Origin of the sequence: Pokkaliibacter sp. CJK22405, assembly GCF_046614695.1 — a bacterium.
Lineage (GTDB): Bacteria > Pseudomonadota > Gammaproteobacteria > Pseudomonadales > Balneatricaceae > Pokkaliibacter.
Window position 1 is genome coordinate 133,594 of the sequence record NZ_JBKKHQ010000009.1, and the last position, 26,062, is coordinate 159,655.

The 26,062-nt window shown below is 52.3% G+C and carries 23 protein-coding genes; 15 read left to right on the forward strand and 8 right to left on the reverse strand.

The genetic code is table 11. From position 1 onward, the window contains the following. The first annotated feature begins 108 nt into the window (after nt 1-108). Nucleotides 109-888 (forward strand): NYN domain-containing protein, encoded by a 780-nt coding sequence (locus ACKC9G_RS06020; protein ID WP_411404029.1) that lies wholly within the window; start codon nt 109-111, stop codon nt 886-888. 48 nt (nt 889-936) lie between these two features. Here ACKC9G_RS06020 and ACKC9G_RS06025 read toward each other — a convergent pair whose 3' ends face one another. Beyond that, nucleotides 937-1,368 carry a hypothetical protein gene (locus tag ACKC9G_RS06025; RefSeq protein ID WP_411404030.1) on the reverse strand — a complete coding sequence of 144 codons (432 nt, stop codon included), beginning with the start codon at nt 1,366-1,368 and terminating at the stop codon, nt 937-939. Nucleotides 1,369-1,377: 9 nt separating this feature from the next. Next, the gene (locus ACKC9G_RS06030; protein ID WP_411404031.1) at nt 1,378-2,274 is read right to left on the reverse strand and encodes a M15 family metallopeptidase; all 897 of its coding nucleotides are present in this window, start codon (nt 2,272-2,274) and stop codon (nt 1,378-1,380) included. A 227-nt stretch (nt 2,275-2,501) separates the two neighbouring features. Between ACKC9G_RS06030 and puuE the strand changes: the two genes are divergently transcribed. From puuE to ACKC9G_RS06045, 3 genes are all read left to right on the forward strand, one after another. After that, nucleotides 2,502-3,440, forward strand: coding sequence for an allantoinase PuuE (gene puuE / locus ACKC9G_RS06035; protein WP_411404032.1), 939 nt, complete (start codon nt 2,502-2,504; stop codon nt 3,438-3,440). Nucleotides 3,441-3,583: 143 nt separating this feature from the next. Beyond that, nucleotides 3,584-4,483, forward strand: a complete 900-nt coding sequence (locus ACKC9G_RS06040) for an EamA/RhaT family transporter (protein ID WP_411404033.1) — start codon at nt 3,584-3,586, stop codon at nt 4,481-4,483. Then, nucleotides 4,476-5,027, forward strand: a complete 552-nt coding sequence (locus tag ACKC9G_RS06045; RefSeq protein WP_411404034.1) for a hypothetical protein — start codon at nt 4,476-4,478, stop codon at nt 5,025-5,027. Before ACKC9G_RS06040 ends, ACKC9G_RS06045 begins: the two co-directional genes overlap by 8 nt. 79 nt (nt 5,028-5,106) lie before the next feature. On the opposite strand, the gene ACKC9G_RS06050 is transcribed toward ACKC9G_RS06045, so the two are convergent. From ACKC9G_RS06050 to ACKC9G_RS06060, 3 genes are all read right to left on the reverse strand, one after another. Beyond that, a complete protein-coding gene (locus ACKC9G_RS06050; RefSeq protein WP_411404035.1) occupies nt 5,107-6,249 on the reverse strand; it encodes a helix-hairpin-helix domain-containing protein in 1,143 nt (380 codons plus the stop codon). 261 nt (nt 6,250-6,510) lie between these two features. Continuing rightward, nucleotides 6,511-7,023 carry a DUF4377 domain-containing protein gene (locus ACKC9G_RS06055; RefSeq protein ID WP_411404036.1) on the reverse strand — a complete coding sequence of 171 codons (513 nt, stop codon included), beginning with the start codon at nt 7,021-7,023 and terminating at the stop codon, nt 6,511-6,513. Nucleotides 7,024-7,219: 196 nt separating this feature from the next. Continuing rightward, nucleotides 7,220-10,813, reverse strand: a complete 3,594-nt coding sequence (locus ACKC9G_RS06060) for an acyl-[ACP]--phospholipid O-acyltransferase (RefSeq protein ID WP_411404037.1) — start codon at nt 10,811-10,813, stop codon at nt 7,220-7,222. A gap of 373 nt (nt 10,814-11,186) precedes the next feature. Between ACKC9G_RS06060 and ACKC9G_RS06065 the strand changes: the two genes are divergently transcribed. From ACKC9G_RS06065 to ACKC9G_RS06090, 6 genes are all read left to right on the forward strand, one after another. After that, nucleotides 11,187-13,265 carry a response regulator gene (locus ACKC9G_RS06065; RefSeq protein WP_411404038.1) on the forward strand — a complete coding sequence of 693 codons (2,079 nt, stop codon included), beginning with the start codon at nt 11,187-11,189 and terminating at the stop codon, nt 13,263-13,265. Between the two features lie 185 nt (nt 13,266-13,450). Further along, nucleotides 13,451-15,640 carry a response regulator gene (locus tag ACKC9G_RS06070; RefSeq protein ID WP_411404039.1) on the forward strand — a complete coding sequence of 730 codons (2,190 nt, stop codon included), beginning with the start codon at nt 13,451-13,453 and terminating at the stop codon, nt 15,638-15,640. Next, complete coding sequence (locus ACKC9G_RS06075; RefSeq protein WP_411404040.1) at nt 15,624-16,130, forward strand: GNAT family N-acetyltransferase; 507 nt, start codon at nt 15,624-15,626, stop codon at nt 16,128-16,130. Before ACKC9G_RS06070 ends, ACKC9G_RS06075 begins: the two co-directional genes overlap by 17 nt. Nucleotides 16,131-16,544: 414 nt before the next feature. Next, on the forward strand, nt 16,545-17,336 hold the full coding sequence (locus ACKC9G_RS06080; protein WP_411404041.1) for a hypothetical protein: 792 nt from the start codon (nt 16,545-16,547) through the stop codon (nt 17,334-17,336). 100 nt (nt 17,337-17,436) lie between these two features. Beyond that, the gene (locus ACKC9G_RS06085) at nt 17,437-18,141 is read left to right on the forward strand and encodes a hypothetical protein (RefSeq protein WP_411404042.1); all 705 of its coding nucleotides are present in this window, start codon (nt 17,437-17,439) and stop codon (nt 18,139-18,141) included. A 75-nt stretch (nt 18,142-18,216) separates the two neighbouring features. Next, entirely contained in the window at nt 18,217-18,996 is a 780-nt protein-coding gene (locus ACKC9G_RS06090; RefSeq protein WP_411404043.1) for an HNH endonuclease, read from the forward strand. A gap of 106 nt (nt 18,997-19,102) precedes the next feature. On the opposite strand, the gene dkgB is transcribed toward ACKC9G_RS06090, so the two are convergent. Continuing rightward, a complete protein-coding gene (gene dkgB / locus ACKC9G_RS06095) occupies nt 19,103-19,903 on the reverse strand; it encodes a 2,5-didehydrogluconate reductase DkgB (RefSeq protein WP_411404044.1) in 801 nt (266 codons plus the stop codon). A 123-nt stretch (nt 19,904-20,026) separates the two neighbouring features. Further along, a complete protein-coding gene (locus ACKC9G_RS06100; RefSeq protein WP_411404045.1) occupies nt 20,027-21,250 on the reverse strand; it encodes an MFS transporter in 1,224 nt (407 codons plus the stop codon). 129 nt (nt 21,251-21,379) lie between these two features. Here ACKC9G_RS06100 and ACKC9G_RS06105 point away from each other — a divergent pair, with 129 nt between their 5' ends. The 3 genes from ACKC9G_RS06105 to ACKC9G_RS06115 all read left to right on the forward strand — a co-directional run bounded on the left by ACKC9G_RS06105 (nt 21,380) and on the right by ACKC9G_RS06115 (nt 23,829). Further along, nucleotides 21,380-22,294, forward strand: coding sequence for a LysR substrate-binding domain-containing protein (locus ACKC9G_RS06105; protein ID WP_411404046.1), 915 nt, complete (start codon nt 21,380-21,382; stop codon nt 22,292-22,294). 144 nt (nt 22,295-22,438) lie between these two features. Then, nucleotides 22,439-22,885 (forward strand): DoxX family protein, encoded by a 447-nt coding sequence (locus ACKC9G_RS06110; protein WP_411404047.1) that lies wholly within the window; start codon nt 22,439-22,441, stop codon nt 22,883-22,885. Nucleotides 22,886-22,971: 86 nt separating this feature from the next. After that, entirely contained in the window at nt 22,972-23,829 is an 858-nt protein-coding gene (locus ACKC9G_RS06115) for a pirin family protein (protein WP_411404048.1), read from the forward strand. Nucleotides 23,830-23,952: 123 nt separating this feature from the next. Here the strand turns inward: ACKC9G_RS06115 and map are convergent, their stop codons facing one another. Beyond that, nucleotides 23,953-24,741 (reverse strand): type I methionyl aminopeptidase, encoded by a 789-nt coding sequence (gene map / locus ACKC9G_RS06120; protein ID WP_411404049.1) that lies wholly within the window; start codon nt 24,739-24,741, stop codon nt 23,953-23,955. 460 nt (nt 24,742-25,201) lie between these two features. Here map and ACKC9G_RS06125 point away from each other — a divergent pair, with 460 nt between their 5' ends. Continuing rightward, on the forward strand, nt 25,202-25,789 hold the full coding sequence (locus ACKC9G_RS06125; protein WP_411404050.1) for a hypothetical protein: 588 nt from the start codon (nt 25,202-25,204) through the stop codon (nt 25,787-25,789). Next, the gene (locus ACKC9G_RS06130; protein WP_411404051.1) at nt 25,786-26,043 is read left to right on the forward strand and encodes a hypothetical protein; all 258 of its coding nucleotides are present in this window, start codon (nt 25,786-25,788) and stop codon (nt 26,041-26,043) included. Before ACKC9G_RS06125 ends, ACKC9G_RS06130 begins: the two co-directional genes overlap by 4 nt. The last annotated feature ends 19 nt before the right edge of the window (nt 26,044-26,062 follow it).

Below are 26,062 nucleotides of genomic sequence, written 5' to 3' on the forward strand. Positions count from 1 at the left end.
AAGAAATATCTGTCTCAAATAATTGATTTGAAGCCTCCTTAAGGGTTAAAAGTAGCATTCAGACAGTTGCTTATCTCCTCTAAAAGCCCTAGAGAAAGGACATGCTGAGTGCACGACAAAGAAAAAATTGCAGTATTTATTGATGCAGATAATGCTCCAGCAAAACATATCGATAAAATTCTTTCCGAGCTTGCTCGCTATGGTGTAGTCAATATACGCAAAGCATATGGCAACTGGAAAAGCGACACTTTAAAAAGCTGGGAGAATTGTCTTCATGAATATGCGATTCAGCCAATACAACAGTTTGATCTTACCAAAGGGAAGAATGCCACAGATATGGCATTAGTTATTGACGTAATGGATGTCATTTATACGAAGGATATCGATATCATTTGTCTCGTTTCTTCAGATTGTGATTTTACACCACTAGTCACACGCTGTTTGGCAGATGGTAAGATTGTTATAGGTTTTGGTGAACGTAAAGCACCTAATGCATTTGTGAATAGTTGTTCACGTTTTTTATATCTGGATACCCCTAGCACGGATCAAAAAGTCAAGCCTCAGAATCCAACTATTAAGTCCCAACCCAAAATTTCAAATAGTAAACAGCCGGTAAAAAACATTAAGAGTGATACCAAACTTATTAATATGTTGCGCCAAGCAATAGAGTCAGTTGAAGAAGATAATGGGTGGGCTAGCCTTGGTTTAGTGGGAAAAAACATTTCAAACCATGCATCATTTGATCAGCGCAATTATGGTTTTAAGAAGCTTAGTGACCTTTTCATGGCGATTGATCTTTTTGAAATTAAGAAGACTAATGGTTCTGGGTTATTAGTAAGAGATAAAAGAAGGCAGAATCAGAAGCAAATAGCTGAAACTAACCATTAAAAAACCCTGACACTTTTCAGCATCAGGGTTTTCTCTTTTCACGAAGGCTTATCGGCAGAGAATGCCGGCCACCTTATCTTCAGCGACTTCTTCGGGCATAAATGACTGCATATCAGCAGCGACTTTTTTACCTGAAGTCAGGCGATCAGCGACATCATAGAACTGCGGCTCGACGGTCTTTTCCAGCAGGTAAGCAGGCTGGCCTTTTTTCACAAAAAGCACAGAGTAAGGCTCAAAGGTTTTGGCGATTTGCGCATCGTCATCCAGCACCGTGTAAGCCTTATGCTTGGCCTCGAAGCCGTTGAGGTAGTAGGACCAGTCAGCGTAGAACTCGCTGTCATCCTGCGGATGAGCAGAAAGCACCATCAGCGCATCGCCATTATTATAGCGGGTGCAGGCATCCTGGGTGGCTTGCGTAGGGGCACTCACACAGCCGGTTAGCGTCACAATCGCCAGACTGGCAATAAAGGTTTTCAACATGGCAATTACTCAGTCAATTAGTGGAATCATGCTTTTCAGCGCAATGCTGCGCTGATTAAAGAAGAACTTGGCTTCATAAGCAAAGGAATCTGCCGGAATCTGAAAATCAAAGTGTGGCGTATCCACAGGGGCGAAATCGCCACCCCAGCGCATGCCAAATTCTTTCATCTTTTTAATGAACTTCTTGGCATTGTCGGTTTCTTTCTTGTTTTTAAAATCCGTGCTGGAGTTCCAGCTGTTGCCATCCACCATATTGATATCCAGCGCATGGCCAAGGTAATGCTGGCTGCGCGTGGCAGGGGTAACGACAGCACCTTTCGGAGGAACGCCCTGCTCTCGCAAAGCCTGATTCACATGCAGCTTGATCTTGAGGGTGACCGCCTGATTGTTCATCTCATCCAGATAAGGGATCAGCGCCTTGGAGACAACCAGCTCGCCCGTGTTCACATAAGGGCTATCAATCTTGCGAAGGCTGGAGCTGAAAGTAATGTTGGTATACTTCGCTTCCTTGATACGCACCAGATCACCCGTACACACCGTCAGGTTTTTCTTCCAGCGGGCAATGGCCTTTTTGGTCTGCTCATCAAGGATACCGTTCACATCACCGTTGAAGACGGGCGCCAGCTCCATAATGGATTTGTCTTTAAGCTTGTAGCTGATGTTCTTGGCGTTCCACTGGAAGCGCTGCAGCGCGGTCTGAGTCTTCTTACCGAAACCACCATCAGCGGCCTCTTGCAGAACTCCTACTGTAATCAGGAATTCCTGCAGGGTTTTGACGTAGTTACCCTCGTCAGTCGCGATGGCCTTGCCACCCCAGATTTTCTTCTTGTCCGAATCGCCAATGCGAAGGTTATAGCCATTGAAGGAATCGGTGCTTGCGGGTACTTGCGCGGCAACAGAGCTCACTGCATTTCCTTTGCTTGTCTTGAATGAAGGTCTGCCATCCTACAGATAAACAATTTGTTACACAAACCAAGGAGGCGTAAACATAGCTTCCATCATTACGCACAGGACTGTTCTTTCTGCCTTTTTGCTGTCGAAGCCCAACGACGGCAACCGGTCTACACTTGCCGGATGGCACAAGCCTTGTATGCGATTTCAAGAAAACCCTTCCTGCTAATGGATGCCCAAGGATGACTGATTTAAGCCCATTTGAGCCTGATTACCCCCGCGATCTGATCGGTTATGGCGCAGAGCCGCCCCATGCTGACTGGCCTAATGGCGCGCACGTCGCGGTGCAGTTTGTCATCAATTATGAAGAAGGCGCTGAGAATGCCATTTTGCACGGTGATGCGGCGTCAGAGTCTTTCCTGTCGGAGATGATCGGCACTCCGCCGATTCCCGGCATGCGCCATATGAGCATGGAATCCCTGTATGAATACGGCAGCCGTGCTGGCTTCTGGCGCCTGCATCGCATCTTTACCGAGCGAGAAGTCCCCGTCACGGTTTACGGCGTTACCATGGCCATGCGCCGTAACCCCGCAGCAGTTGAAGCCATGCTCAAAGCAGGCTGGGAAGTCGCCAGCCATGGCTATCGCTGGATCAACTACCAGAACCACAGCATTGAGGCTGAGCGTGAGGACATGGAAGCAGCCATCTACTGGCACGAAAAACTCACCGGCCAGCGGCCGCTTGGCTGGTACACCGGCCGCACCAGCCCGCAGACCCATCAGCTGGTCGTCGAGAATGGTGGCTTTCTCTACGATGCCGACTCCTACGCTGATGATTTGCCTTACTGGTGTGATTCCACCGGCAAGCCACAATTGATCGTGCCCTACACTCTCGACACCAATGACATGCGCTTTGCCGCGATGCAGGGCTTTAACTCCGGCGATCAGTTCTTCACCTACCTGAAAGATGCCTTCGATGTACTCTATCAGGAAGGTAAAACCGCACCGAAGATGCTGTCGATTGGCCTGCATTGCCGTTTAATCGGACGCCCGGCGCGTGCCGCTTCCCTGATGCGTTTTATTGACTATGTTCGCTCCCATGACAAAGCCTGGATCTGTAAACGAGAAGAGATTGCCCGGCACTGGGTTGATCGTCATCCCTATAACCCGAAAAAATCCTGATTAACAAAGCTATTCCCTGAGGGAATGGCAGCCATCAAAAATGACCATTGTCCCTCGCCTTCCTGCCTACCTAGACTGTGTGGCTTGAAGGCGAGACAAGCTCGCTACCGCGCAGTGATGCGCCTGACAATGGAGCACTTCCCATGCCTCTCTGGATTGGCCTGACCCTGATGGCCGCCTTTATGCAGTCGATTCGCACGGCCATGCAAAAGGCCTTATCCGCGCGCTCTTCTGCCACCACGACCACTCTTGCCCGCTACTTTTATGCGCTACCGCTGGTCTGGATTTACTGGACGGTGATGGCATCGGATGCCGATATTCACTTCAATGCCCTGCCCGCGCGCTTTCTGGTCTATGCCTCGCTTTCTGCGGTGGTACAGATAATGGCGACATGGTTAATGGTGCGACTGTTTCAGCAACGAAACTTCGCTATTGGTGTGAGCTACGCCAAGTCCGAGGCAATGCTGATCGCCGTCGTGGGTTTTGTGTTCTTGGGCGTCAACCTGTCGCCCGTTGGCTGGCTTAGCGTGTTGGCAGGCACTGTCGGGATTGTGCTGCTCTCACCCAGAGCGGCGCCCGAAGCGCGCCGTAGCCTGAAAGCGTATCTGACCTCATCCTCCGCACTCTATGGCATCAGCTGCGGCTTATGCTTTGCGCTCTCATCCCTGTGGTTGCGACAGGCCAGCCTGTCACTGCATGCGGATCTGGTTGCCAGTGCGGCTACCACACTGGCTTATATGATCAGCCTGCAGTTTGTTTTGCTGGTTGGCTATCAGGCCATTCGCACACCTCACGCGCTTAAGGCTCTGTTTACTCAGTGGCCACTGGCATTGGGCGTTGGTGTGACCAGCCTGTTGGGCTCCATCGGCTGGTTTACCGCCATGACTCTGACCTTGCCAGCACTGGTCAAAACCCTGGGGCAAGTGGAGTTTTTCTTTACCCTGATTATCGCCATGCGAGTGTTTCGCGAACGCTTTACTGCACGGGAAATGGTGGGAATGGCTGCGCTTTTGCTAAGCGTGCTTGGGATTGTGAATGCTTGACAGAGTAATATTATATATTTCTATCAATCTGACTGAACATATTGAGGAAAAAATGAACTCAAACTGGAACGTTATAAAAAACAATGAAAATGAATGTCTTGAATTTGCTGCAGTACATGAGCATTTTGCTTGGAGAAAACACGCGGCCTCAAGATTTGGCGTATTAAAAAACCCCAAAGATGGCGAGAATAAATATGCAAGTGACAGCCTTTATCGTGCATTTTCTTCGAATAAAGACTCAATCCAAAAATTATTCTCTGAGGAAGGAAATAGAACATACAAAAAGAATCCAGAGTATGGTCTCCCAATTTATGCTGTTGTATGGTATGAAAGTGAAAACTGGGCTATTTTGTGCAATAAAGATTATGCAGTACTATGTTCATCAGAAGAAATTAAAAAATTTAAAAGAGCAAAAGATAATAATGATGTGGAAAACAAGAAAGACGTATTAGAAACAATTAATTATCTTTGGAACTCCTCAGTTGAAGAAAACAAAATTAGTCTTAGCAAAATAGTCGAAATAATTAAACAAAATACAATATAAAAAAACCGGCGCTACTTTAGTAACGCCGGTTTTTTATTACTCAGAGCAGAATGCCTTAAGCCTGCTGCTATAGCCTACTTTATAGACACAAAGCTGGGCGAAGCTTATCCAGGCTCTTTTTACCCAAACCACGGATCACCAATAAATCATCAATGGTGGTATAAGGGCGCTTGGAGATAATTTCTTTCGCCAGTTTCGGGGAAATGCCCTTCACTTTCGTCAGCTCTTTTTCAGCCGCCGAGTTGATAGAGCAGCCAATGCCTTCAACGTTGATATCGACAGGCTTGGCTTCCAGCTTACCTGAAGCCGCTTTGCCTTTGCTGGCGACAGGTTTTTTGGCTTTCACTTCTGGCTCTGCTGCTTTTTGTTCTGCTACGGCTTTTGGCTCTGCAACGGCTTTTGGCTTGGCTGCGGGCTCCAGTACGGCATCTTTGCGGGGCTCAGGCGCCACATCCACGCGGTGTTCAGGCACGGCGGTAATGGCTGGGATCTGGTGCTCACTGACTGCCAGTTCCTGAATCTGCTCATGTTCAGCAGCAGTCAGGTTCAGATAGTCACGGGTCACATAACCCATCGGTGTCCATTCACGCAGCATCAGGCACAGGCCGTCTTTCCACTCTTCTGCGCTCTCATCCAGCAGCAGCTTTACATTGCTCCACTGTTGCTGACCGGCAATACGGCCTAGTGAGCGCTGAATCATCAGCTGACCTTCAAAGCCACCGCCGTGGTAGGACGTCGGCAGGCGCCACAGCTCAAGGCTCAAACTACCGCTTAGGTTGCTGGCCTCACGTGGATTACGTACTTCGCCGAGTTCAAGGCAAGCAACGCCCTGCTCACGATAAAGACGGGTTTCGCCGTAAATGGAGGGCTGTAGGAAACGCTGGGCATTAATGAAAGGGCTGTGCTGTAGCACTTTACCTTCGCCATCACGAAGCTCGAATGCCAATACCCAGGCTTGCTTGCCTGCGGGTGCAGAGGCAGTCAGTGAAGCCTGCCAGCGGTTATCGTCCAGAGCGACCGGGCTCTGAGCAATAATAATGGGGGGGTTGTCGTTGGTAGGATATTTAGGGCTCGCCGCCAGCAGCAAAGTCGCGCCGGAGACTGAGGATAATGCCTGGGTGTCGAAGTTGGCATGTAGCTCAACCTGGTCACCAACGAAACGGTAGCCAAATGGCTCCATGAAAAACGCTGGCGTCGTTAAACGCCCATCAAGCTGGGACATCGAAAACTCCTTTTAGACACCGGAATTGCGCCATCGGAACAGGACGGGCGATCCATCCTACCGCATCCGGGCGGTGTTAAACGCGCCTATAGACTAGCCTATAAATGCACTATGTCAGGTCAATTTTTAGAAAAATTTACCCTAGCGCGTTCAAGTGACAGTTGGGTGTCAAAAGCCTGCACAAAAAGATATACCGTGCAGAAGTCGGGCCAGCGAGTGCTGACCCGGGAAGAGTTCTTTTAAATACAAGGAAAAAGTCGATCAGATAGGGCTGGAGCCGTCCTTCAGACGGACAGCGGGGGTCTTGTCGATAATGTTTTTCAGGGTCCAGATCATGACAGGATGCTGGCCCGCGGAAGCACCAACTTTGGGCGCACGATGCACCTCCAGGGTGTAGTAGTAACCTGCCTGATAGTTAAAGCCCTGAATCGGGTCAGGCAGCAAACGCCAGTCATCACCCGGCTCCTGCTTCACTTCCAGACAGAGGCCATAAATGCCTTTATCGCAGGGACGTGGACGGTTAGAAACATACACCACCATGTCTTTCTCGGAATACGGATCAGCATCGATGTACTCCTGCTCAGCGCCTTTCCTGGCCTTGCTTGCGGATTCTGTCGCTGCTTCCTCCTGAGAGGCATCCTCAGCAGAATTACCACCAAAACCAAAGCTGTCCATGGAGATGGAGGGCATTTTGATGTTTTCCATACAGCCGCTCAAAGCAGCGACCATCAATGCGGTGGCGAGGAGTTTCAGAGAGGTGGTTGGTTGGAACACGCTAGCAGTCTCTTAGTGTATTTCCGCGAAAAGCAGGTGCTGCCCGAAGGCCGCCGTGAAATCGAAGGTGCGTATTGTAGACGAGCCGGGCGGCGGTGTCCCTACCCGGCTTATCTTTCCCCATAATCGTCATAAACATGGGAGCAAGGATGAAACAATTTTATTGGCCGTTGCTTAAAGGCAAGCCAGCTCAGGGCTAGCTGTCGCTGCGGTCCTTATATTCCGCTGCCTTGTGGCTTTCACTCTCGTCACTTCCACTACTGTCTCTTCTACTGCTGTCACTTCCATTGGCGTTGGCATCGGCAGCAGATGCTTTAGCGCCAGTCTCATCACCACCTTCCAGCAGCGAGATCGCCAGCTTTTTCGCTCCGGCAAGATCAGCTTTTCCGGTGCCAAGCACAGGTAACTTCTCGACCTGCAGCACTTTGGCAGGCACCAGTAATGCGCTGACCTGCTGATCCTTCATGCCTTTGCGAAGGCTCTCAAGCGTGACGTCTTCCTCGCTCAGCAGGACGATATCCTCACCTTTGCGTTCATCCGGGACGGCTACGGCCATGACCCGGACCTCATCGCCCAGCACCTTGTTGACCGCTTCTTCCACCGCACCAAGACTCACCATTTCACCACCCACCTTGGCAAAGCGTGAGTAGCGGTCAACAACAGTCAGGAAGCCATCTTCATCAATGTGGCCCTTATCACCGGTGATGTACCAGCGGATACCATCCATGATGCGAATCACCTTGTCGGTACGCTCAGGATCATTCAGATAACCCTGCATTACCTGCGGGCCACCGATCAGAATCATGCCGTCTTCCCCTGTGGGCATGGACTCCAGCGTTTCAGGGTCGACAATGCGCACGCTGGTGCCTGGTAATGGCATCCCCACGGTGCCTTCCTTATGACCCAACTGCACGGTCCAGTAACGGGTATCCAGCGCATCCGGCAGGTTCACGGCTGCAACCGGGGTCGTCTCCGTTGCGCCGTAACCTTCCAGCACTTCCTTGTTAAAGCGCAGGGTGAAGGCTTTGCGTACCGCTGGATCAAGGCGCTCTGCCCCGGCCACCACAATCCGCAGGCTTTCCAGCATCATCGGGTGGACCCGCTTGGCACGGGAATAAATCCGGAAGAAGGTGGAAGTGCCGCACATAATCGTCACGCGGAAACGCGCTACGGCTTTAGCGACCGCCGCCGCATCCGTGGGGTCCGGGCAGCAAACCACGGGAATCCCCTCAATCATCGCCAGAAATTGCGTCACGGTCAGGCCAAAGGCATGGAACAGCGGCAGGGAGGCCAGAATCACATCGCGCTGACGGGTATTCAGGACATCCGACACCTGTTTGACGTTGGCCATGATATTGGCGTGGGTCAGGCAGACCCCCTTTGGCTTGCCTTCACTGCCACTGGAAAACAGCACCACGGCGGTTTGTTGCGGATCACGGCTTCGGTTGACCAGTCGGTTAAGCAGGCGAACCGGCAACAGGACAACCATGGCCAGCGTCGCGATGGCTTCAGGCTTCCTGATCGTTTTACCGACGCTCTCAAGCTCAACCACGGTAACGTCGGCAAAGACTTCACTGAGGTCAATGCCCCGCTGTTCCAGCTTTTTAAGGAAACGTGGCGAGGTGCAGATGGTTTTAATATTGGCACTTTCCACTGCGGCTTTAAGCGCACTGACACTGGCGGTGTAGTTCAGGCACACCAGCGTTTTACCCGCCAGCAGCACCGACATATTGGCCACCATCGCCGCTGATGCGGTGGGCAACAGCATGCCGATATTATCGCCTTCCATATTTCTTACCCGGCGCGACAGGCAGATGGCGCCAGTCAGAGAACGCCAGGCGGAGGTCTGACGGCCATCGGCATCATGCAGGGCCGGACGCCAGCGCAGGAGGCTGATGCCTTCCATCCAGGCGCGTGGCAGGCTGGGCAGTTCATCCACATGGGTTTGCCAGGAGCTTATGGAAAGATCGAAGACGCGTTTTTTCACCTCTGATGCGCTGCTGGACACGTCCATACGGCCACCAAAAGCCACGATCAGCTCACGGTAGCGCCCGGAGCGGCGAGTCGCGCGCACATGGGCAGAGGAACGGGAGAACTGGCTGCCCCAAAGGCCGCGCAGATAAAAAGGAATAATGGCAGCAGGTTCAGTGACATCCTTACAGGCACGTTCAAAGCCCTGACGGAAGGTGCCCAGATGACCATTACGGCTGATCGCCCCTTCCGGGAAAACACAGACCACTTCACCTTCATTCAGTAACTGAGTCACCGCTTTCAGGGCACTTTTGCTCCCAGCACCCGCATCAATAGGCACACAGCCAAAGGCACGGAAGAACCAGGTCAGATACCAGCGATCATAGATGCTGCGTTCCATGACAAAGCGCACTGGACGCGGGCAGGCCGTTTGAATCACCGCCCAGTCGATCCAGCTGATGTGGTTACCCAGCAGCAGAACACCGCCCTTCTCAGGGATGTTTTTCATGCCCTGCACTTCAATGCGATAACGCTGAGCCAGAATCCGCGAGAGCACAAAACGCACCAGACTCTGGGGCAAACGCGCCACGGTATAAAGCCCGCCGATCAGGGCAATAAAGGCAATCAGCACCAGCAGTGCCTGTCCATCAATGCCCGCCAGAGAGAAGAGCACAGTAATGCCGAGGAACATCACCATGGCGATGTTCTGGAACAGGTTATTACCGGCGATAACCCGGCCCAGTTCATGCTCACCGGCGTGGAACTGGATCAGGGCATTCAGGGGCACAATGAAAAGACCCCCCATCAGACCGATAAAGAGAAAATCAGCGGTAAAGGTCATCGGAGTCGTTAAGGAAGGCAGCAACAACAAGCCCGCCGCGATACCGGCAGCCCCCAGAGGAATCAGCCCAAGCTCGATATAGTTACGGGAAAAGCGGGCCGCCAGCGCTGAACCGATGGCAATACCGATGCCGGAGCTGGCAAGAATGCCCTGAATAACGATGGTGTTATCAATCTCTGTGGTGGCTTTGGCGAAAGCCGGAAAGGCCGCCAACATGACCTGCCCCACCGACCAGAACACCGCTAACCCGAGAATCGACAGGCGAATAGCCCGTGAACGCATCACCGGCTGCAGCTGTTTTCCAAGTAGCGTCGGGTTAAAGGAGTGCAGCAGAGAGTTGGCGACCGGCTCTTTGCTGGCTTCTTCCAACTGCGGAACGCGATACAGCATCGCCAGCTCAAACACCGCACACAGCACCAAAGCCCAACCCAGCGGCGCCAGATGGCTGACGACTTCATTTGGCGACATGGCGCTGGTGTCGTAGCGCAGTTCAAACAGGATCGAGAAAGCAAAGGTGCCCGCCAGAATGGCAAGAATCGAAATGGCCTGAACCCGGCCATTGGCCTCGGCCAGGTGCTCCTTGCCAAACATGGCTTTGAGATAGCCAAACTTGGCCGGACTGTACCATGCCGACTGAACGGCCATCAGGAAGGTCATCAGGAATGCAGGCCAGAACCAGCCGAGGTAGTAACAAAGGGTGATACCCAGCGTCAGAACCACCGCCGCCCAGCCGCAGCGGCGCATCACCTTGTCCTTGGGAAGGTTATCCGAGCTGTTACCCGCCGGGATAAAGAACAGGATGAAAGGTAGCAGGATCAGCGCGTTGACGATGGCAGTCAGCATGATCTGCTCGCGGCCATCGTAAATTTTAAACACCGTATTCTGAATAATGATCTTGTGACCAAGATCGGTGAACGCGTTAAGAAAAACCGCGATCAGAAAGGGAAATGCGCCTTGAATTCGTCTGAGAGCTAACATCGACACTCCTGTTCCGTCATGCTCATCCCTGCCGATACCCCGCAGAGCTTTTGATTATCCTACCTGCCCGCTGCCGCACCATTGATCGGGAAAGTGTGCAAAAACGTTTCAAGCGCGGCAGACAGCGCCGATTATTTTGTTCAAAAAGCATCAATCTCACAATCTTCTGCAGACGTGCTGCAGCTGCGAAATAGCGCTTTTTCCCTGACACCCGCCTTAATTTCACCGCCAAATTGCCCCGGACTCACTCACACAGGGAACCTTGGGACATATTTGTTCACAAAACGAGCAACAAGAAAGTCACAAATGACGCAAGTACACCCTACGCAACATCTTCACCCACCTTAACGAGGCTACAGGGAGGACGTCAGGGATGTCACACCTCACCGAAGCAAGCCACACTCTGGTTGAGTCGACGCAGGAGGCGCTGCCTCGCTTCGTGCCGGAAAATCTCGCCAGTGAAAAAATTCTGATCATCGACAATCACGGTTCAATGATCGCTCTGCTTAAACATATGCTGTACCGAGGCGGTGCCACCAAGCTTTACGAAGCGAATAATTATCTTTCTGCCATTCGCCTGATCCGTGAAAACCGCTTTGCCCTGATTATTTGTGACTACGACGTACAAGGCCCCAAAGAAGGTGGCCAGTCACTACTGACGGATGTTCGCCGTCAGAAACTCCTGCCCTATTCCACGCTGTTTATCATGCTGACCAGCGAAGATACGGTGCGAATGCGCCATGCAGCGCTGGAGGAAGCCCCGGATGATTACCTCAACAAACCCATCCGCGCTGTTGACCTCATCAGCAAAATCACCCGCATGGCCAAACTGCGCGGCTATTTCAAGCCGGTGTTTGAAGCCCTCGATGACCGCAATGAACGACGCGCCATTCAATGGCTGCAGCAAAAACTCAAAAGCAAACCGAGCGCCGCGAGTGAACAGCACTGCCGTCGTCTGCTCGGCAAAGCACTGATTGACTCAGCCCTGTACCGCGAAGCAGAAAAGCATTACCGCGAGAGCGTGGACAAGCAATATGAGATTTCCTGGGCCACCATGGGTCAGGGCATCAGCAATTTCTTTCTGGGCAGGCTCGCGCAGGCCAAACGCTGCTTTGCCTCACTGCTGGATAAACCGATCCTGAGCCTTGAAGCCTATGACTGGCTGGCGCGTATTCATTGTCTGGAGGAAGACTTCGACCTTGCCCAGTACGCCATGGAACTGGCGGTATCGGCCAGCCCGCTATCTCTGCACAAGCAAAGCCTGCTGGGGCATATCGCCTTTTTGAACCAGCAGTATGGCGTGGCGGAGCGAGCCTTTCGCAGCATTCTTTTTGGGCACCATCAGGCTCACTATGTCGACCCGAAAGCCTACCGCGATATTGTCTGGGGCCATCAGCCCAATCAGCGGGAACCTGAAGAAGATGCCGCAGGCAGTCTGCACAAGCTGAGCCGCACCCTGACACAAGTGATTCAGCGCCTGCCCAAGCATGCCGACCTGCGCATCAAGGCAGCAATCATTCAGGCAGAAGTTTTTGTGCAGCGGGAGGAAACGGACCTCGCCCACCAGATGACCGATGAGCTGCTGAACTTCTACTCACGTCTGGAGTTTGCCAATCAGGTGGCAGATGAAGTGCTGATCAGGATTCACTTCAAGCGACTGGGCCGGGATTTCCACCGGGAGTACAAGGCCCTGCTTGAGCGCAAGGCCACCCAGGCCGAAGAGAAAGCCGGCACCAGTCTCAAGGTCTTTGAAGACTCCTCCCAGAAACTCAAACAGCGCCTTGCCGCCAAACAGGCCATTAACGAGCGCCAGCAATCGGCACAGAACAAGCTCCGCCAGTCGCGCCAGCGTCGGCAGATCTTTGAGCAGCAGTACGAGGATGCCAAACGCGAAGTGATGCATGACCTGCAGGCCGAGGCCAAGCGAGAAGTACAAAAGCGGATGGATGTTGAGCCAATGGATTACTGGCAGTGGGAAATTGAGATCGACAAGACCTTCCGCTGGCTGATGAACAACAAGCTCACCGCCGCCATTGAGCGACGCCTCACCCAAAAAAGTCAGTCCATGGCAGCCATCGGCTATCTCTCGCTGCTGCCCATGCCTGAATCCGAACTGGCGAATAAACCTCTGCAGCAGTTGCTGGTTGAGATCATCCGCGCTTATCAGCGGGAGCAATACGAAACGGCCTTTTTCAGTTTTCTGCGGGCCGTTAAACAGGTGCCACCTTCCTGCAGCATTCAGCTCAACCTGATTCAGGCCGGGGTGAGCAGTTGCCGTGAAGGCAGTATCAAGGAAAAGCAGATCTACAATATTTGTCTGCTCTACATCAAACCCCTGCTGGCGAATCAGGCGCAGATGGAAGAGATCGAAAAAGACCGCCTCAATACGCTGATTCAGGCCCTTCGCTCCATCGATAGCCAACTCGACCTGCCAAAAGCCGCCGCAGAATAAAGTCTAAAGGTGCCCTGATCGCGCCGGGGCTGTTATGGTTAGCCCCTTCGCTCAGCTTCCAGGGAACCGGAAGCCTCGTTGCAGTACCCAAGTAAGACGGATCGTCCTGATCTTTCAGCCGTTTTAGTCACGTATTGCCCGTTCGATGTAGCCAGGCTGCTCACGCATTATCGAGAAAATCAGGGATGTCACACACAAGCGTTGTCCGGCCCGGTGCCGAGGAGCTTCAAACCGCCAGTGATGGCTATTCACCGGGCGTCAAAACCCTTGCGCGCTTCGTACCGGAAGTGCTCGCTGGCGAGAAGATCCTGATCATCGACAGCCATGCACCGATGATTGCCTCCTTCAAGGATATGCTCTGGCGCGGCGGTGCCAGCAACCTCTACGAAGCCAACAACTACAGCACCGCCATTCGGCTTTTGCGCGAGCACCACTTCGCCCTCGTCATCTGTGACTTCGACCTGCGCGGCACCCGTGAAAACGGCCAATCGCTGCTCACTGATGCAAGGCGCCAGCGCCTGCTGCCCTATTCCACCCTGTTTATCATGATGACCAGCGAGGATACCGAGCGCATGCGCTTTGCAGCGCTGGAAGAATCCCCCGATGACTATCTGGCCAAGCCCCTGCGCGCTGTTGATCTGATCGACAAGATCACCCGCATGGCGCAGCTTCGCCATTACTTCAAACCCGCCTTTGATGCGTTGGACCAGCATAATGACCGCCGCGCCATTCAATGGCTGCAGCAACATATTCGGGAATCCTCACAACGGGATCACAGCAAGGACAGCCCCTTTGTCGAGGAAGCACAGCGACTGCTGGGGCACACGCTGGTGGAAGCCGCCTTTTATCGGGAAGCGGAGCGCCATTACCGGCTAATGTCCGAACGCGACTACACCACCCCCTGGGCAGTCATGGGCCAAGGCATCAGTAACTTCTTTATGGGACGACTGGCGCAGGCAAAGCGCTGTTTTGCTGAGCTGCTGAACCAACCGCTGATGAGCCTTGAAGCCTACGACTGGCTCGCGCGCATACATTGCCTTGAGGAGGATTTCGATCTGGCCCAGTACGCCATGGAACTGGCGTGTGTCCTGAGCCCCTTGTCCCTGCATAAGCAAAGCCTGCTCGGCCATATTGCTTTTCTGAACCGCCAGTACGATGTCGCCGAACGTGCCTTTCGCAGCATTCTTTATGGACATCACCACACGGGCAGCCGGGATTCGCGAACCTATCGGGATATTCTCTGGGGCCATCGCCCCCACGCCAGACTGCCGGACCGAAATACCAGGCGCGGTTTTAAAAAGCTGCACAAAACCCTGACGCAAGTGCTCAAGGGCTACCCGAAGCATGCTGATCTGCGCATCAAGGCACTGATTATTCAGGCCCATGAATACTGGCAGCGCGGCGATGAAACGCTGGCTCAACGCCTGACCGATGAGCTGATGAACTTCTTCCTGCGGCTGGATCTGGCCAATCAGTTCTCCGATGAAGTGCTGATGAAACTGCACTTCAAACGACTCGGGCGCGACTTCTCCAGCGAACTGCAAAACCGCCTTGATGAACGCCATCAGGCCAGTCAGGAACAGCTTCGCGGCCTTGAGGGTTCACCCCGTCAGCGCCTTGAGCGGCGACTTGCCTCACGCCAGGCGCTCTATCACCGACAGCAAGGCGCACGGCAGCGCCTTCGTCAGTCGCGTCAGCGCAAATCCCTGTTTGAGCAACAGTATCAGGACGCCAAACGCGAAGTACTGCACGACCTGCGCATCGAAGCCCAGCGCCAGACTCCGCGGGAAGTGCACGGCAAGCGTCTGGATTTCTGGAGCTGGGAAGCGGCTATCGAAGAGCGCTATCAATGGCTGTTGGCCGACAGCCTGCACCTCAGTATTGAGAAGCGGCTTAACCAGAAAACCCAGCACATGGCAGCCATCGCTTACCTTGAGCTTCTGCCTGCGCCGGGTGGTGAACACCTTGCGCCGGAGATTCGACGCCTCATCGGCAACAGCATCGGCACCTACCGGGCGGATCAGTTCGAGCCGGCCTTTTTTGGGCTACTGCGGGCGATAAAAGCCGTGCAAGTCCCGCCAGCGCTCAAACTCAACTTGGTTCAGGCTGGCGTTAGCAGTTGTCGGGAAGGTACTCTCAAGGAACAGCAGATTGTGAATATCTGCCTTTTTTATCTTCGTCAGATTTTACCGATTCAAAGTGAACTAACGCCGACCGAGCGCGAGCGTTTCTTCACCCTGGTGCAGGCGCTGCGTGTGATCGACAGCCGCCTGGATACCGAGCAGGTACAACTCAGGCCCATGACGCTGCAAACGGCCAGACTATTTCCCGAGTTGTCCTTATCAGCGGAGTTTACGGATGATGAGCGAGACTGAAACCACCCAGCGCATTCCCCTGCTATTACGGGAAGCAAGCGAGGAAGATCGGCAATACGCCCATGATCTGACCTACAAAAACATGAACCACTACTACGTCGAAACCGGCCTTGAGTGGAGCACGGATATTTACAACTCCCAGTGGACGGATACCGTCAACATGGTGCTGCATGACCCCGGCAAACCTGACAGCGAGCCATTAGGCGTTTTGCGTCTGCAAATCCAGCAGCCCTATATTTACCTCTGGGATATCCAGCTGGAACCTCGCACCCACGGTCAGGGGCTGGGCGCCGAAGTGCTGCTTCGCACCCTCTGGATTGCCGGTCAGATCAACTGTCGCAGCTACCTGCTGAAGGTGTTCAAACAGAACCCGGCCATCCGCCTCTATAAACGCTTTGGTTTTAAACAAATCGCCGAGGATGAATACCTCTACACCATGGAGCGCATGATTGAGGAAGGCGAGGAATTTGCCGCGCCGATTTCTGCGTAAACCTCATGAACGCTGCATATAAAAAGGGAGCTACGGCTCCCTTTTTATATGGCACATATATTTCTGGATTCCCATCTGTTCCGGATGGGTCAGCCGATGGAAGTAGATATAACGCTTGATTCAGTGAGGATATGTTAAGTGCCTGCACGCTGACCGAGGCAGAAGTGCTTATTTGTAGCTAGAATCAACAAGCAATATAGTTCAGTATCAGGTAATTATGGATATTGTGTTGTGGTAAACCACCCACAACCTTTCATGTATTTACGCATGCTTGTTTTCAATGGAGGAGAATAGCTGTGGTTCATCCTTTATCCAATTTACACCCTCATTGAGTGAGCGCTTCTCAGCTCTTTACATAAGCAAAAACGCGAATACACAGTATTAAAATGCTAGTGCTGCAAGGAGAAATTAGCATTGAATAAAACTGAAGCTATTGAAAGACTTGAAAATTTGAAGGAAAGAGCCTGTCAACTGGCGGGGGAGCGCAGAGGAAGCAGTGATTTCAATAAATGGCGTAGAGATACAGAAGTAGCCATAGAGAGAATTTTTGGAGAGAAAACCCGGCACTCAAAGGATTTCATGGAGATTCGATATTCTTTGGGAATATTTACCACAGCAACACCAAACTCCGCATTCGATAATGCCTATAAAAACGGAGTAAGATATGCGATTACGGTTTTAGAGTCACTTATTGATGAAATAAAGGAATATTGGAAAGAAGACCTAGAATCATTAACACAAGAATTATCAGCAATTGGTAAAGTAGAGCTACTAATTCGACGTTTTCACAAAGTAGCTCGACAATTACGGTCAAGATACGGTTCCAGAAGTACAATTGAGATAGAAGATGAGTATGATGTCCAAGACCTTTTTCATTCCTTATTACGGATATACTTCGATGATGTAAGACCAGAGGAATATACTCCAAGTTATGCAGGCTCCGCATCTCGAGTAGACTTCCTCATTAAACAAGAAAAAATAATAATCGAACTTAAGAAAACCAGACAAGGATTATCAGCGAAAGAGGTTGGTGAACAACTTATAATTGACTCTCAACGATACCAAGCACACCCAGACTGTAATACGCTTGTCTGTTTTGTATATGATCCAGAGGGGCGAGTTGCAAACCCCAAAGGCTTAGAAAATGATCTTACAAGAGAGGTAAATGGAGTCCCTGTCATAGTTTTCATCACTCCTGAACAATAAGGCTTTAACAAGCGCATATTATCGAACTGGTTTTCACCCTGCTCCAAGTCAGTCGCAAATGCGGTCGTTAGATGAACCGAGTTCTAGAAAGGAATTTACCATGGAAGATATTATACGCACCTCTGAAATGCTTTCAGCTGTAAAGTGGTATTTTGAACTTAAAAACCTCTCATTGCGAAACGCTATAACTTTACGATACCCCCTTTCTGTCGAAAACAAGAAAAATTTGCGGCAATATTATTCGCAGTATTTTGCTGGACTATTATCCGCAACTGAGCTTTTTTTAGAAAGCAATTATCCCAATAACACCCACTTTCGGGATCTACTTTATAAAAATCTAAGTTTCGAAAACTTTCCAGATGGAAAAAATAACTATAATTATCTTCGCGAACTACGCAATAGCATAATACATAGAGGACTCGATATTAGTTCTGCAGCGGATATCAATAATGACTTCCCACTTATAATCTCTCCATCACCAGTAACTAATCGAAGTGGAGCGGTATCTCATACCGCATTTGGCTATTATCTGATTGAGGTAATTGAGAAGAGCGAAAGAGCTATGAGAAAGAGTTTCCTTGAGCATTTCGAAGAATTTAACCTGCTGGACAAGCACCTTCCACAAGATAAATCCGTTGAACTAAGTGAGAAATTCATATCCAACTCCACAGTTATTCCTGACTGGGGAAAAGAATTAGCATTAACCTCTATCAAAGATATTAATCACGAAGAAGTTCATCTGGCATCGATGGACAGTCTAATCGAGACACTGAAAACCGATGTACTATCCAAGTACCTCGTCTAACAACTAGTTTTAATCGTTGTCTTTACTCATTGGGATCTGCTAAAGCAGATCCTTAGCTATAAAAAGAGGGGTTAAGTGGAAACTGTAGATAAAAGGTTTGTGTTAGTTGCTGATAATGGCGACAGACTTTATCCGTATAAAAAGTCTCAGAAAAGTACAGGGCGCTACGGCTTCGCTTTAACAGAGCCAGGTGAACAAGATCGCCATGGGCAAGGTACATACACCGACAATATTGCTGAAGTAATCAATCGTGTTGTAAACGATGGCTGGAAGGTCAGGGCTAAAACCATCAATCAACAGCGTGGAGGTTCAATAGGATTAAATAAGCGCTCAGTACATGGTTACGAGATTGCCGAAGAGTTCGAGCATCTGGTTCAAGCAGCTGTTAAGAAGCCTCTTTCAATTTTAAGAACAGAAAAACAATCAGCTACGAAACCAAAAGAAACCTCAGAAGCGCTACAACTTAATCAAGAACATCCAGTTGACGATGTGACCTTGAAGGCTATAAAAACACGGCGTGGTCAGCCAGAATTCCGAAAAGCTTTGCTCTCATATTTCGACGGGCGTTGTTGCATTACAGAGTGCGCCATTGAAGGAGTATTAGAGGCGGCACATATAGTTCCACATTCAATTGATAGCAACTATTCAGTATCTAATGGCCTTCTATTAAGGTCAGATATCCACACACTATACGATCTAAATTTAATCGGGATAGACGAAACTGGAAGAGTATTTATATCTTCTTCTCTTAAAGAAAGTGAATATTGGAAATATAATGGCCTCGTTGCCTTGGATAGCATTCAAGAAATCATGTCGAATAATTTGAAACAACGCTTTCAATTTATGAAAAAATAGCCAACAAGAGCGTAAGCTTGAACGCATTTTACGAAAGCGACACAAAAACCGTGTCTAGGCAGCCAATGTAAAAAAACCGGGAATCACCCGGTTTTTCTTTGGTTATTCAGTCCCATGTCGGCCCAAAGTCCGGGCTGACCAGTCGGTCGTCCCGGTCCAGGGTCGCCAACGCTGCCATTTCCTCATCGGTAAACTCCAGCGCCTTTGCCAGCAGGTTGATCTTCTGATGCTCAGGCTTGGTCGAGGATGGAATCACCACATAGCCCTGCTGCAGACCCCAGGCTAAAGCCACCACCGCCGGTGTGGTGTTATAGGCTTCCGCCAGCCCTTTCAGCATGGGTTCATGCATCACCTTGCCGTACGCAAGCGGCATATAGGCTGTCAGTAAAATACCGTTAGCTTCGCAGAATTCGACAATGGGCCGGTTCTGCAGGAAGGGATGCAGCTCAACCTGATTAGTCAGGATGGCCTTGGCACCGACCGCATCAATGGCCTTTTTCATGTGGCTGATCGTGAAGTTGGAGACGCCAATATTGGCGGTCAGCCCCTCCTCTTTCGCCTGAGCAAGCTGCGTCATATAGGTCTCGACCGGCACTTTGTCATCAGGCGAGGGCCAGTGAATCAGGGTGAGGTCGACTTTCTCGACCTGTAACTTGTCCAGACTTTCACGAAGGCTGGGGATCAGCTTCCCTTCTGCAAACTTGTCCGTCCAGATTTTGGTGGTGATAAAAAGCTCATCACGGGGAATGCCGCTGTCGGCGATGGCTTTACCGACCTCTTCTTCATTGCCGTAAATCTGCGCGGTATCGATATGGCGATAACCGGCTTTGAGCCCCGAGGCGACCGAGTCATAAGCGGTCTGTCCTTTGAGGCGAAAAGTCCCTAATCCAAGATGTGGAATCTGCATGGTTCTACTCCTGTAATGGTTGTCCTGTAGCGTGCGTCTTGACGCTGGCTGCCCGGCAGTGGACAGCCTTATCGTTAGGTGCGGGGAAGTCGCACTTCCCATCATTGGCTAAACATCAATAACTCAGGTCGCGGAGGAAATTTCTTCCGCCTTCGCCCCACGTTGAGCCGGGGCTTCGCCTGAAGTTGCTGCGGCCTTGGGATGGCGATGAGCAGTCCAGCTCAGCCCCCAGGCGGCAAGTACCAGTAGCGCACCGATCCACGGAGTGTTCATCAGGCCGAAGCGCTCCACTATCAACCCGCCGATAAAGGCACCACCGGCAATCCCGACATTGAACGCCGCGATATTCAGGCCTGATGCGACATCCACGGCATGGGGGGTAAATACTTCAGCCTGTTTCACCACCAGCACCTGAAGCGGTGGCACGTTACCAAAAGCGACGGCGCCCCAGGCCAATACCACCAGAATGGCCAGTAACGGATGCGGTGCGGCAAAGCCAAAAAGCACCAACACCAGCGCCAGCAAGCCAAACACCCACTTAAGTGCAGGCACGGCACCCAGCCGGTCAGACAGCATACCGCCCGCCAGATTGCCGATAGCCACGGACACGCCGTACACCAGCAATACCAGCGCCACGGCATTCACCGATAAGCCGGTCACCTGAGTCAGAATGGGTGAAAGAAAGGTGAAGGCGACAAAAGAGCCGCCATAGCCCAGCGCAGTCATGGCGTAGACTTTCAATAGTGCAGGCGTTTTCAGGACCGAAAACTGGCTACGCAGTGGCGCCGGATTCTGGGGTTTTGCACCCCGTGGAATCAGTAGCGCACAGCCCAGAAAGGCAATCACGCCCAGCCCGCTGACCAGCGCAAAGGTCATCCGCCAGCCAAAATGCTCACCCACCCAGGTGCCAATCGGCACGCCTGTCACCAAGGCCACGGTGAGCCCGGTAAACATGATGGCAATGGCACGTGCGGCCTTTTCCTTGCTGACCAGTGAGGTGGCAATGGTCGCACCGATGGAGAAGAACACGCCGTGAGTCAGCCCCGTCAGCACGCGAGCGCTGATCAGGCTGGTATAACCCGGCGCCTGCCAGGCCAACAGATTTGCCAGCGTGAAAAGCCCCATCAGGCAGAGCAATACGGTTTTGCGCGGCCAGCGTCCGGTGAGTGCCGTTAATACCGGCGCTCCGATGGCCACGCCAAGAGCATAGAGACTGACCAGCAGCCCCGCCGATGGCAGGCTGACGTCCAGATCCTGAGCGATACCGGGCAGCAGCCCGACAATCACAAATTCTGTCGTTCCGATGGCATAGGCACTGATCGTCAGCGCCCAGAGAGCAAGAGGCATAAGACATTCTCCCGTAACAAGTCAGGGTCATTGAGGTATGCCGCTATTGTGACGAGGGGATTACTTGCGAAAAACACACGAGTCAGCACAATACTTTTGCGTTCAAATCAAAAGTCTCAGGTGTGGTTAATGCTTTCCTCCGATGAATTAACACTTTTTTCCACGGTCGTTCGCGCGGGTTCCCTGTCACGCGCCGCCGAGCTGTTGGGGCAAACCCCCTCGGCCATCAGCCGCGGGCTGTCGCGATTGGAAGAACGGCTGGAAACGACCCTGCTACAACGCACCACGCGACGCATGCAGCTCACGGAAGAGGGTGAAGTGCTTCTTCGCGAGGCCGAGCGCCTGCTGGAAGCCCTCACGCAGGCAGAAGAAAGCGTGGTGAACAGTCGCCGCACGCCGGAAGGTCGTTTGCGCGTCGATGCCGCTGCGACCTTTATGTCCCATGCGCTGGCGCCGGTAATTGGAGAGTTTCGTCGCCGCTATCCGGGGATTCAGCTGGAGCTGACATCAACGGACAGCAATATTGATCTGCTGGAAATGCGCACCGATGTCGCCATCCGCATTGGTTACCTGAAGGATTCCACCCTGAGCGCCCGCCATCTTGGTCAGTCACGCCTGCGGGTACTCGCCTCTCCGGCCTATCTTGCCGCAAAAGGGACGCCCGCGACGGCGGATGAACTGAGTCAGCATACCCTGCTGGGCTTTACCCGACCGGCGCATTTAAACCACTGGCCCTTGCAAATTGAACGTGCAGGCCAGCTGCAGTCGATGCCGCCCATCGTGCCGGACGTGGCCGCCTCCTCTGGCGAAACCCTGCTGTCACTGGCCATTGCGGGGCAAGGCATTCTCTGTGTGTCGGATTTTTTAAGCCATGATGCCCGGGCGTCAGGGCAACTGGTGGAAGTGCTGAGTGCCTCAACCCGCATTGAGCATCAGCCAATTCATGCGGTGTTCTATCGCAATACTGCGGTCAGCTCGCGCGTGCGGGCTTTTGTGGATTATCTGGCGACGACGCCCATGACCGGTCTTGAGCCAGCGCCCTAGCCGTTAAACTCGTTCGAATATTTCTATCAAGCCCGACGAATTATTACGCTTTTATCGATTGTCGCCCGAATCTACTCTGAACAGCATCAAGTCACCACTCAGATGAGTGAACCTAACGACCGATTTCGATTCAGGAGCCGAATCATGAGCAACCCCAACGTACTGACCGCCACACAGAACCCCTCACTGGCGACCCCCACCGTTAATCTGGTGGCCCGCGCCCTACTGGCTGCGCTCTTTATCGTCGCCGGTGTCGGCAAACTCGGCGCAGGTTATGCCGGAGTGCAGGGCTATATGGAATCCATGGGCGTACCCGGCTTTATGCTGCCGCTGGTGATTCTGCTGGAAATCGGCGGTGGCGCGGCCTTGCTGGTGGGCTTTCTGACCCGCCCGATTGCTCTGATTCTGGCGATTTTCACCCTGGCGACCGCGTTCCTCTTCCACTTCTCTCCTGAGAACAGCCAGCAGATGACCCAGTTTCTGAAAAACCTGTCCATTACCGGCGGCCTGTTGCTGGTGGCTTACCACGGTGCGCCGGGCTTTAGCCTCGATCACTTGCTGTTCGGCAAGCACGCTCACAAACTCGCCTGATTCGATCACCAGGCAGACTCACGGCGCAGACGACTTTCCCCTCGCCTGCGCCGAACCACATCACACCCAGGTATTCCGGAGCCTTTATGACCACCTCTACTCGAACCAGCCGCGAACTTGAACAGCTGATCGCAGGTGTGCCCGCCTCTGACGGCGCCGGTGTTCAGCTTCAGCGCGTTCTCACCCAGGACCTGCAGAAGCGTCTTGATCCCTTTCTAATGCTGGATGAGTTCCGTTCAGATAACCCCGGCGACTACCTCGCGGGTTTCCCTGACCATCCGCACCGCGGCTTTGAAACCGTGACCTACATGCTTGCCGGCAAAATGCGTCATTTCGATAACAAGGGGAATGAAGGCTTGCTGGTCTCCGGCGGCGCCCAATGGATGACAGCAGGCAGTGGGTTGGTGCACTCCGAATTGCCCGAGCAGGAAGACGGCCTGATGCATGGCTTCCAGCTTTGGGTAAACCTGCCCGCCCAAAACAAGATGATTGACCCCGGCTATCAGGACTTAACGCCGGATCAACTACCGACCTACACCAGCGAATCTGGCGCACAGGTCACGGTACTGGCAGGTGTCAGTGAAGGCGTTGAAGGCCCGGTGCAGCGTCCGGATACTCACCCGCTCTATATCGATGTGCACCTGAGCGAAGGCACCAGCCACTGGCAGGACATTCCGGCCGGGCACAATGCCTTTGTGTATGTGTATGAAGGGGAAATCAGCACTGGCGCCGAAGGCCGTAAGGTCGGGTTTCGCCGCATGGGCATTCTGAACAACGCCAGCGAGGCCACCGGTATTCAGCTCACCGCGCTGAAAGAAGCCAAACTGCTGATCATCGCTGGCCAGCCGCTACGTGAACCCATCGCGCAATGGGGGCCTTTTGTGATGAATACTCATGAAGAGCTGGAGCAAGCGGTGCGAGACTTCCGCGCCGGCAAGTTCTGATAAGGCTTAGGTTCAGGCACAAAAAAAGCAGACATCATGTCTGCTTTTTTATTGGTCGATGCTTTCTAGCCTGTTATCGAAGGGCCAGGTTATGGAAGGCGCTGGCCACGAAAGGATCGGGCCTTACAGCCCCAGCGCTTCGCGCTCTTCCTCACGCAGGGTCAGCACCTCGTAACCCTCTGCAGTCACGGCAATGGTGTGCTCCCATTGGGCAGAGAGTTTTTTATCTGCCGTCACGACCGTCCAGCCGTCTTTCTTGGTTTTCACCTTGGCCTTGCCCTGATTGATCATCGGCTCGATGGTGAAGGTCATGCCTTCGCAAAGCACCTCACCGCGCCCGCGCTGACCGTAGTGCACCACTTGCGGCTCTTCGTGCATCTCACGGCCAATCCCATGTCCGCAATACTCACGAACAATGGAGTAACCGTGCTGCTCGGCATAACGCTGAATCGCATTGCCAACATCGCCCAGCGTGGCACCCGGCTTCACCGCCTTGATTCCTTCCCACATGGCCTCGTAGGTTTTATCCACCAGACGCTTCGCCAGCGGGGATACCTCGCCGATCATGTACATTTTGCTGGAATCGGCAATAAAACCGCCCTTCTCCAGCGTGATATCAATATTGACGATATCGCCATCCGCCAGCAGCTGCTTCTTGGAAGGCACACCGTGACAAACCACATGGTTAACGGAGCTGTTCAGCACATACTCAAAACCGTACTGACCCTTGCTCGCCGGACGGGATTTCAGATCGTGAACGATGTAATGCTCTACCAGATCGTTCACTTCCATAGTGGACATGCCTGCCTTGATTTTGGTGTCCAGATAGGCGAACACCGAGGCCAGTAACCGGCCGGATTCACGCATCAGCGCCAGCTCATCGGCATTTTTCAAAATAATATCGTCGTCCACCTGCTTACTTCCTTACCTTGCGGCTGCCCGACAGTCGCGCACAACCAAAACCAGAATTGCGCCTAAGCGCCGAATGGTGGGCATTCTACACCCTGAGGAGGATGAGCCCTAACCTCGAAAAGAAAAGGCCGCCAAATGGCTGCCTTTAGCTTCAGTGTCTGCGCCGAAGGTAAAGCACAATCAGCAAGAGAGGCAGGCAAAAAATCCATACCCGGTTAACAAGAAAGAGATAAAAACCTTCCCAACAAATCCGTTCTCATCCCGCATGATGACCGATCCACCGTTTATCTCTTTATCAACGAAGTAAGTGGTTAATGAAGGATGGCTTTTCCAATAAAAGGCATGAGCATGATTTTGTTTCAATTGCCCGTAGCAAGGTTCAACCTCCCGTCCAAACCCGCTAACCTGCCTTTCCACGAACGCCTGACACTTAATGCCGACTCCAGGGAAAGGATTCATCATGTATCCCGTTATCTATCCGAAGGATCAACACTCCAAAATTCGACTGGGCAAAAACTCTCACAGCGGTAACAGCGCGCCTGTGCTGCAAAATTCCCGTGAGCGTCACCAAAGCATTATTGATGACACCCCCGCGCTTTTTAACATTGTCGACAACTTTGGGGCCGATGGCTCCGAGCCGATGATCGAGCTCAGCTATTTTGATGTGACCAAGGCTAATTTCTCCGCCATCAATGAAGCGGCGAATACGCATAACCTCGATGCGGACCTGATCCGCGCCATCATGTATCTGGAAACCACCCACGGCTATTACGACAAAATCTATCCGTGGCGAAACACCATCCTGCCGATGAATGTCAGCTACACCTACTGGAAGGATCTCGGCGTCGATGAGACTTTTCTGGAAGATACCCGCAACAACATTGATACCGGCGCCAAAATTCTTAAGCGCATTCAGGACCGGGTATCTGACCCTTCCGTTGCAAAAATTGCCTCAATCTATAACTTTATGGGCAAGGAAATTGTGAGCGACTACGGTGCACGCGTCGCCACCATCTACCAGAAACAGCTATGGAAGGTGAACAAATGACGTTAAAACTGAGACTTGGCCTCGCGGCGCTGGCAGGCGTGTTACTGGGGCTGTACATGGATTACGTTGCGGTTCAGCACAACCCGATGGAAGAGTTTTGTACCTACGTGAACGACCCCTCCGCCAGCGATAGCTGCACCCTGAATATCGCACCGCTGTTTGCCCTGTTCGCGACCTGGTTTGTCGCCGCCTTCGTGGTGATCTTCGCCCTGCTGACACTCTATAAGCTGATCTTCCAGCGCCAGCGTCAATAAACTTCCTGCAGGTTGCCGC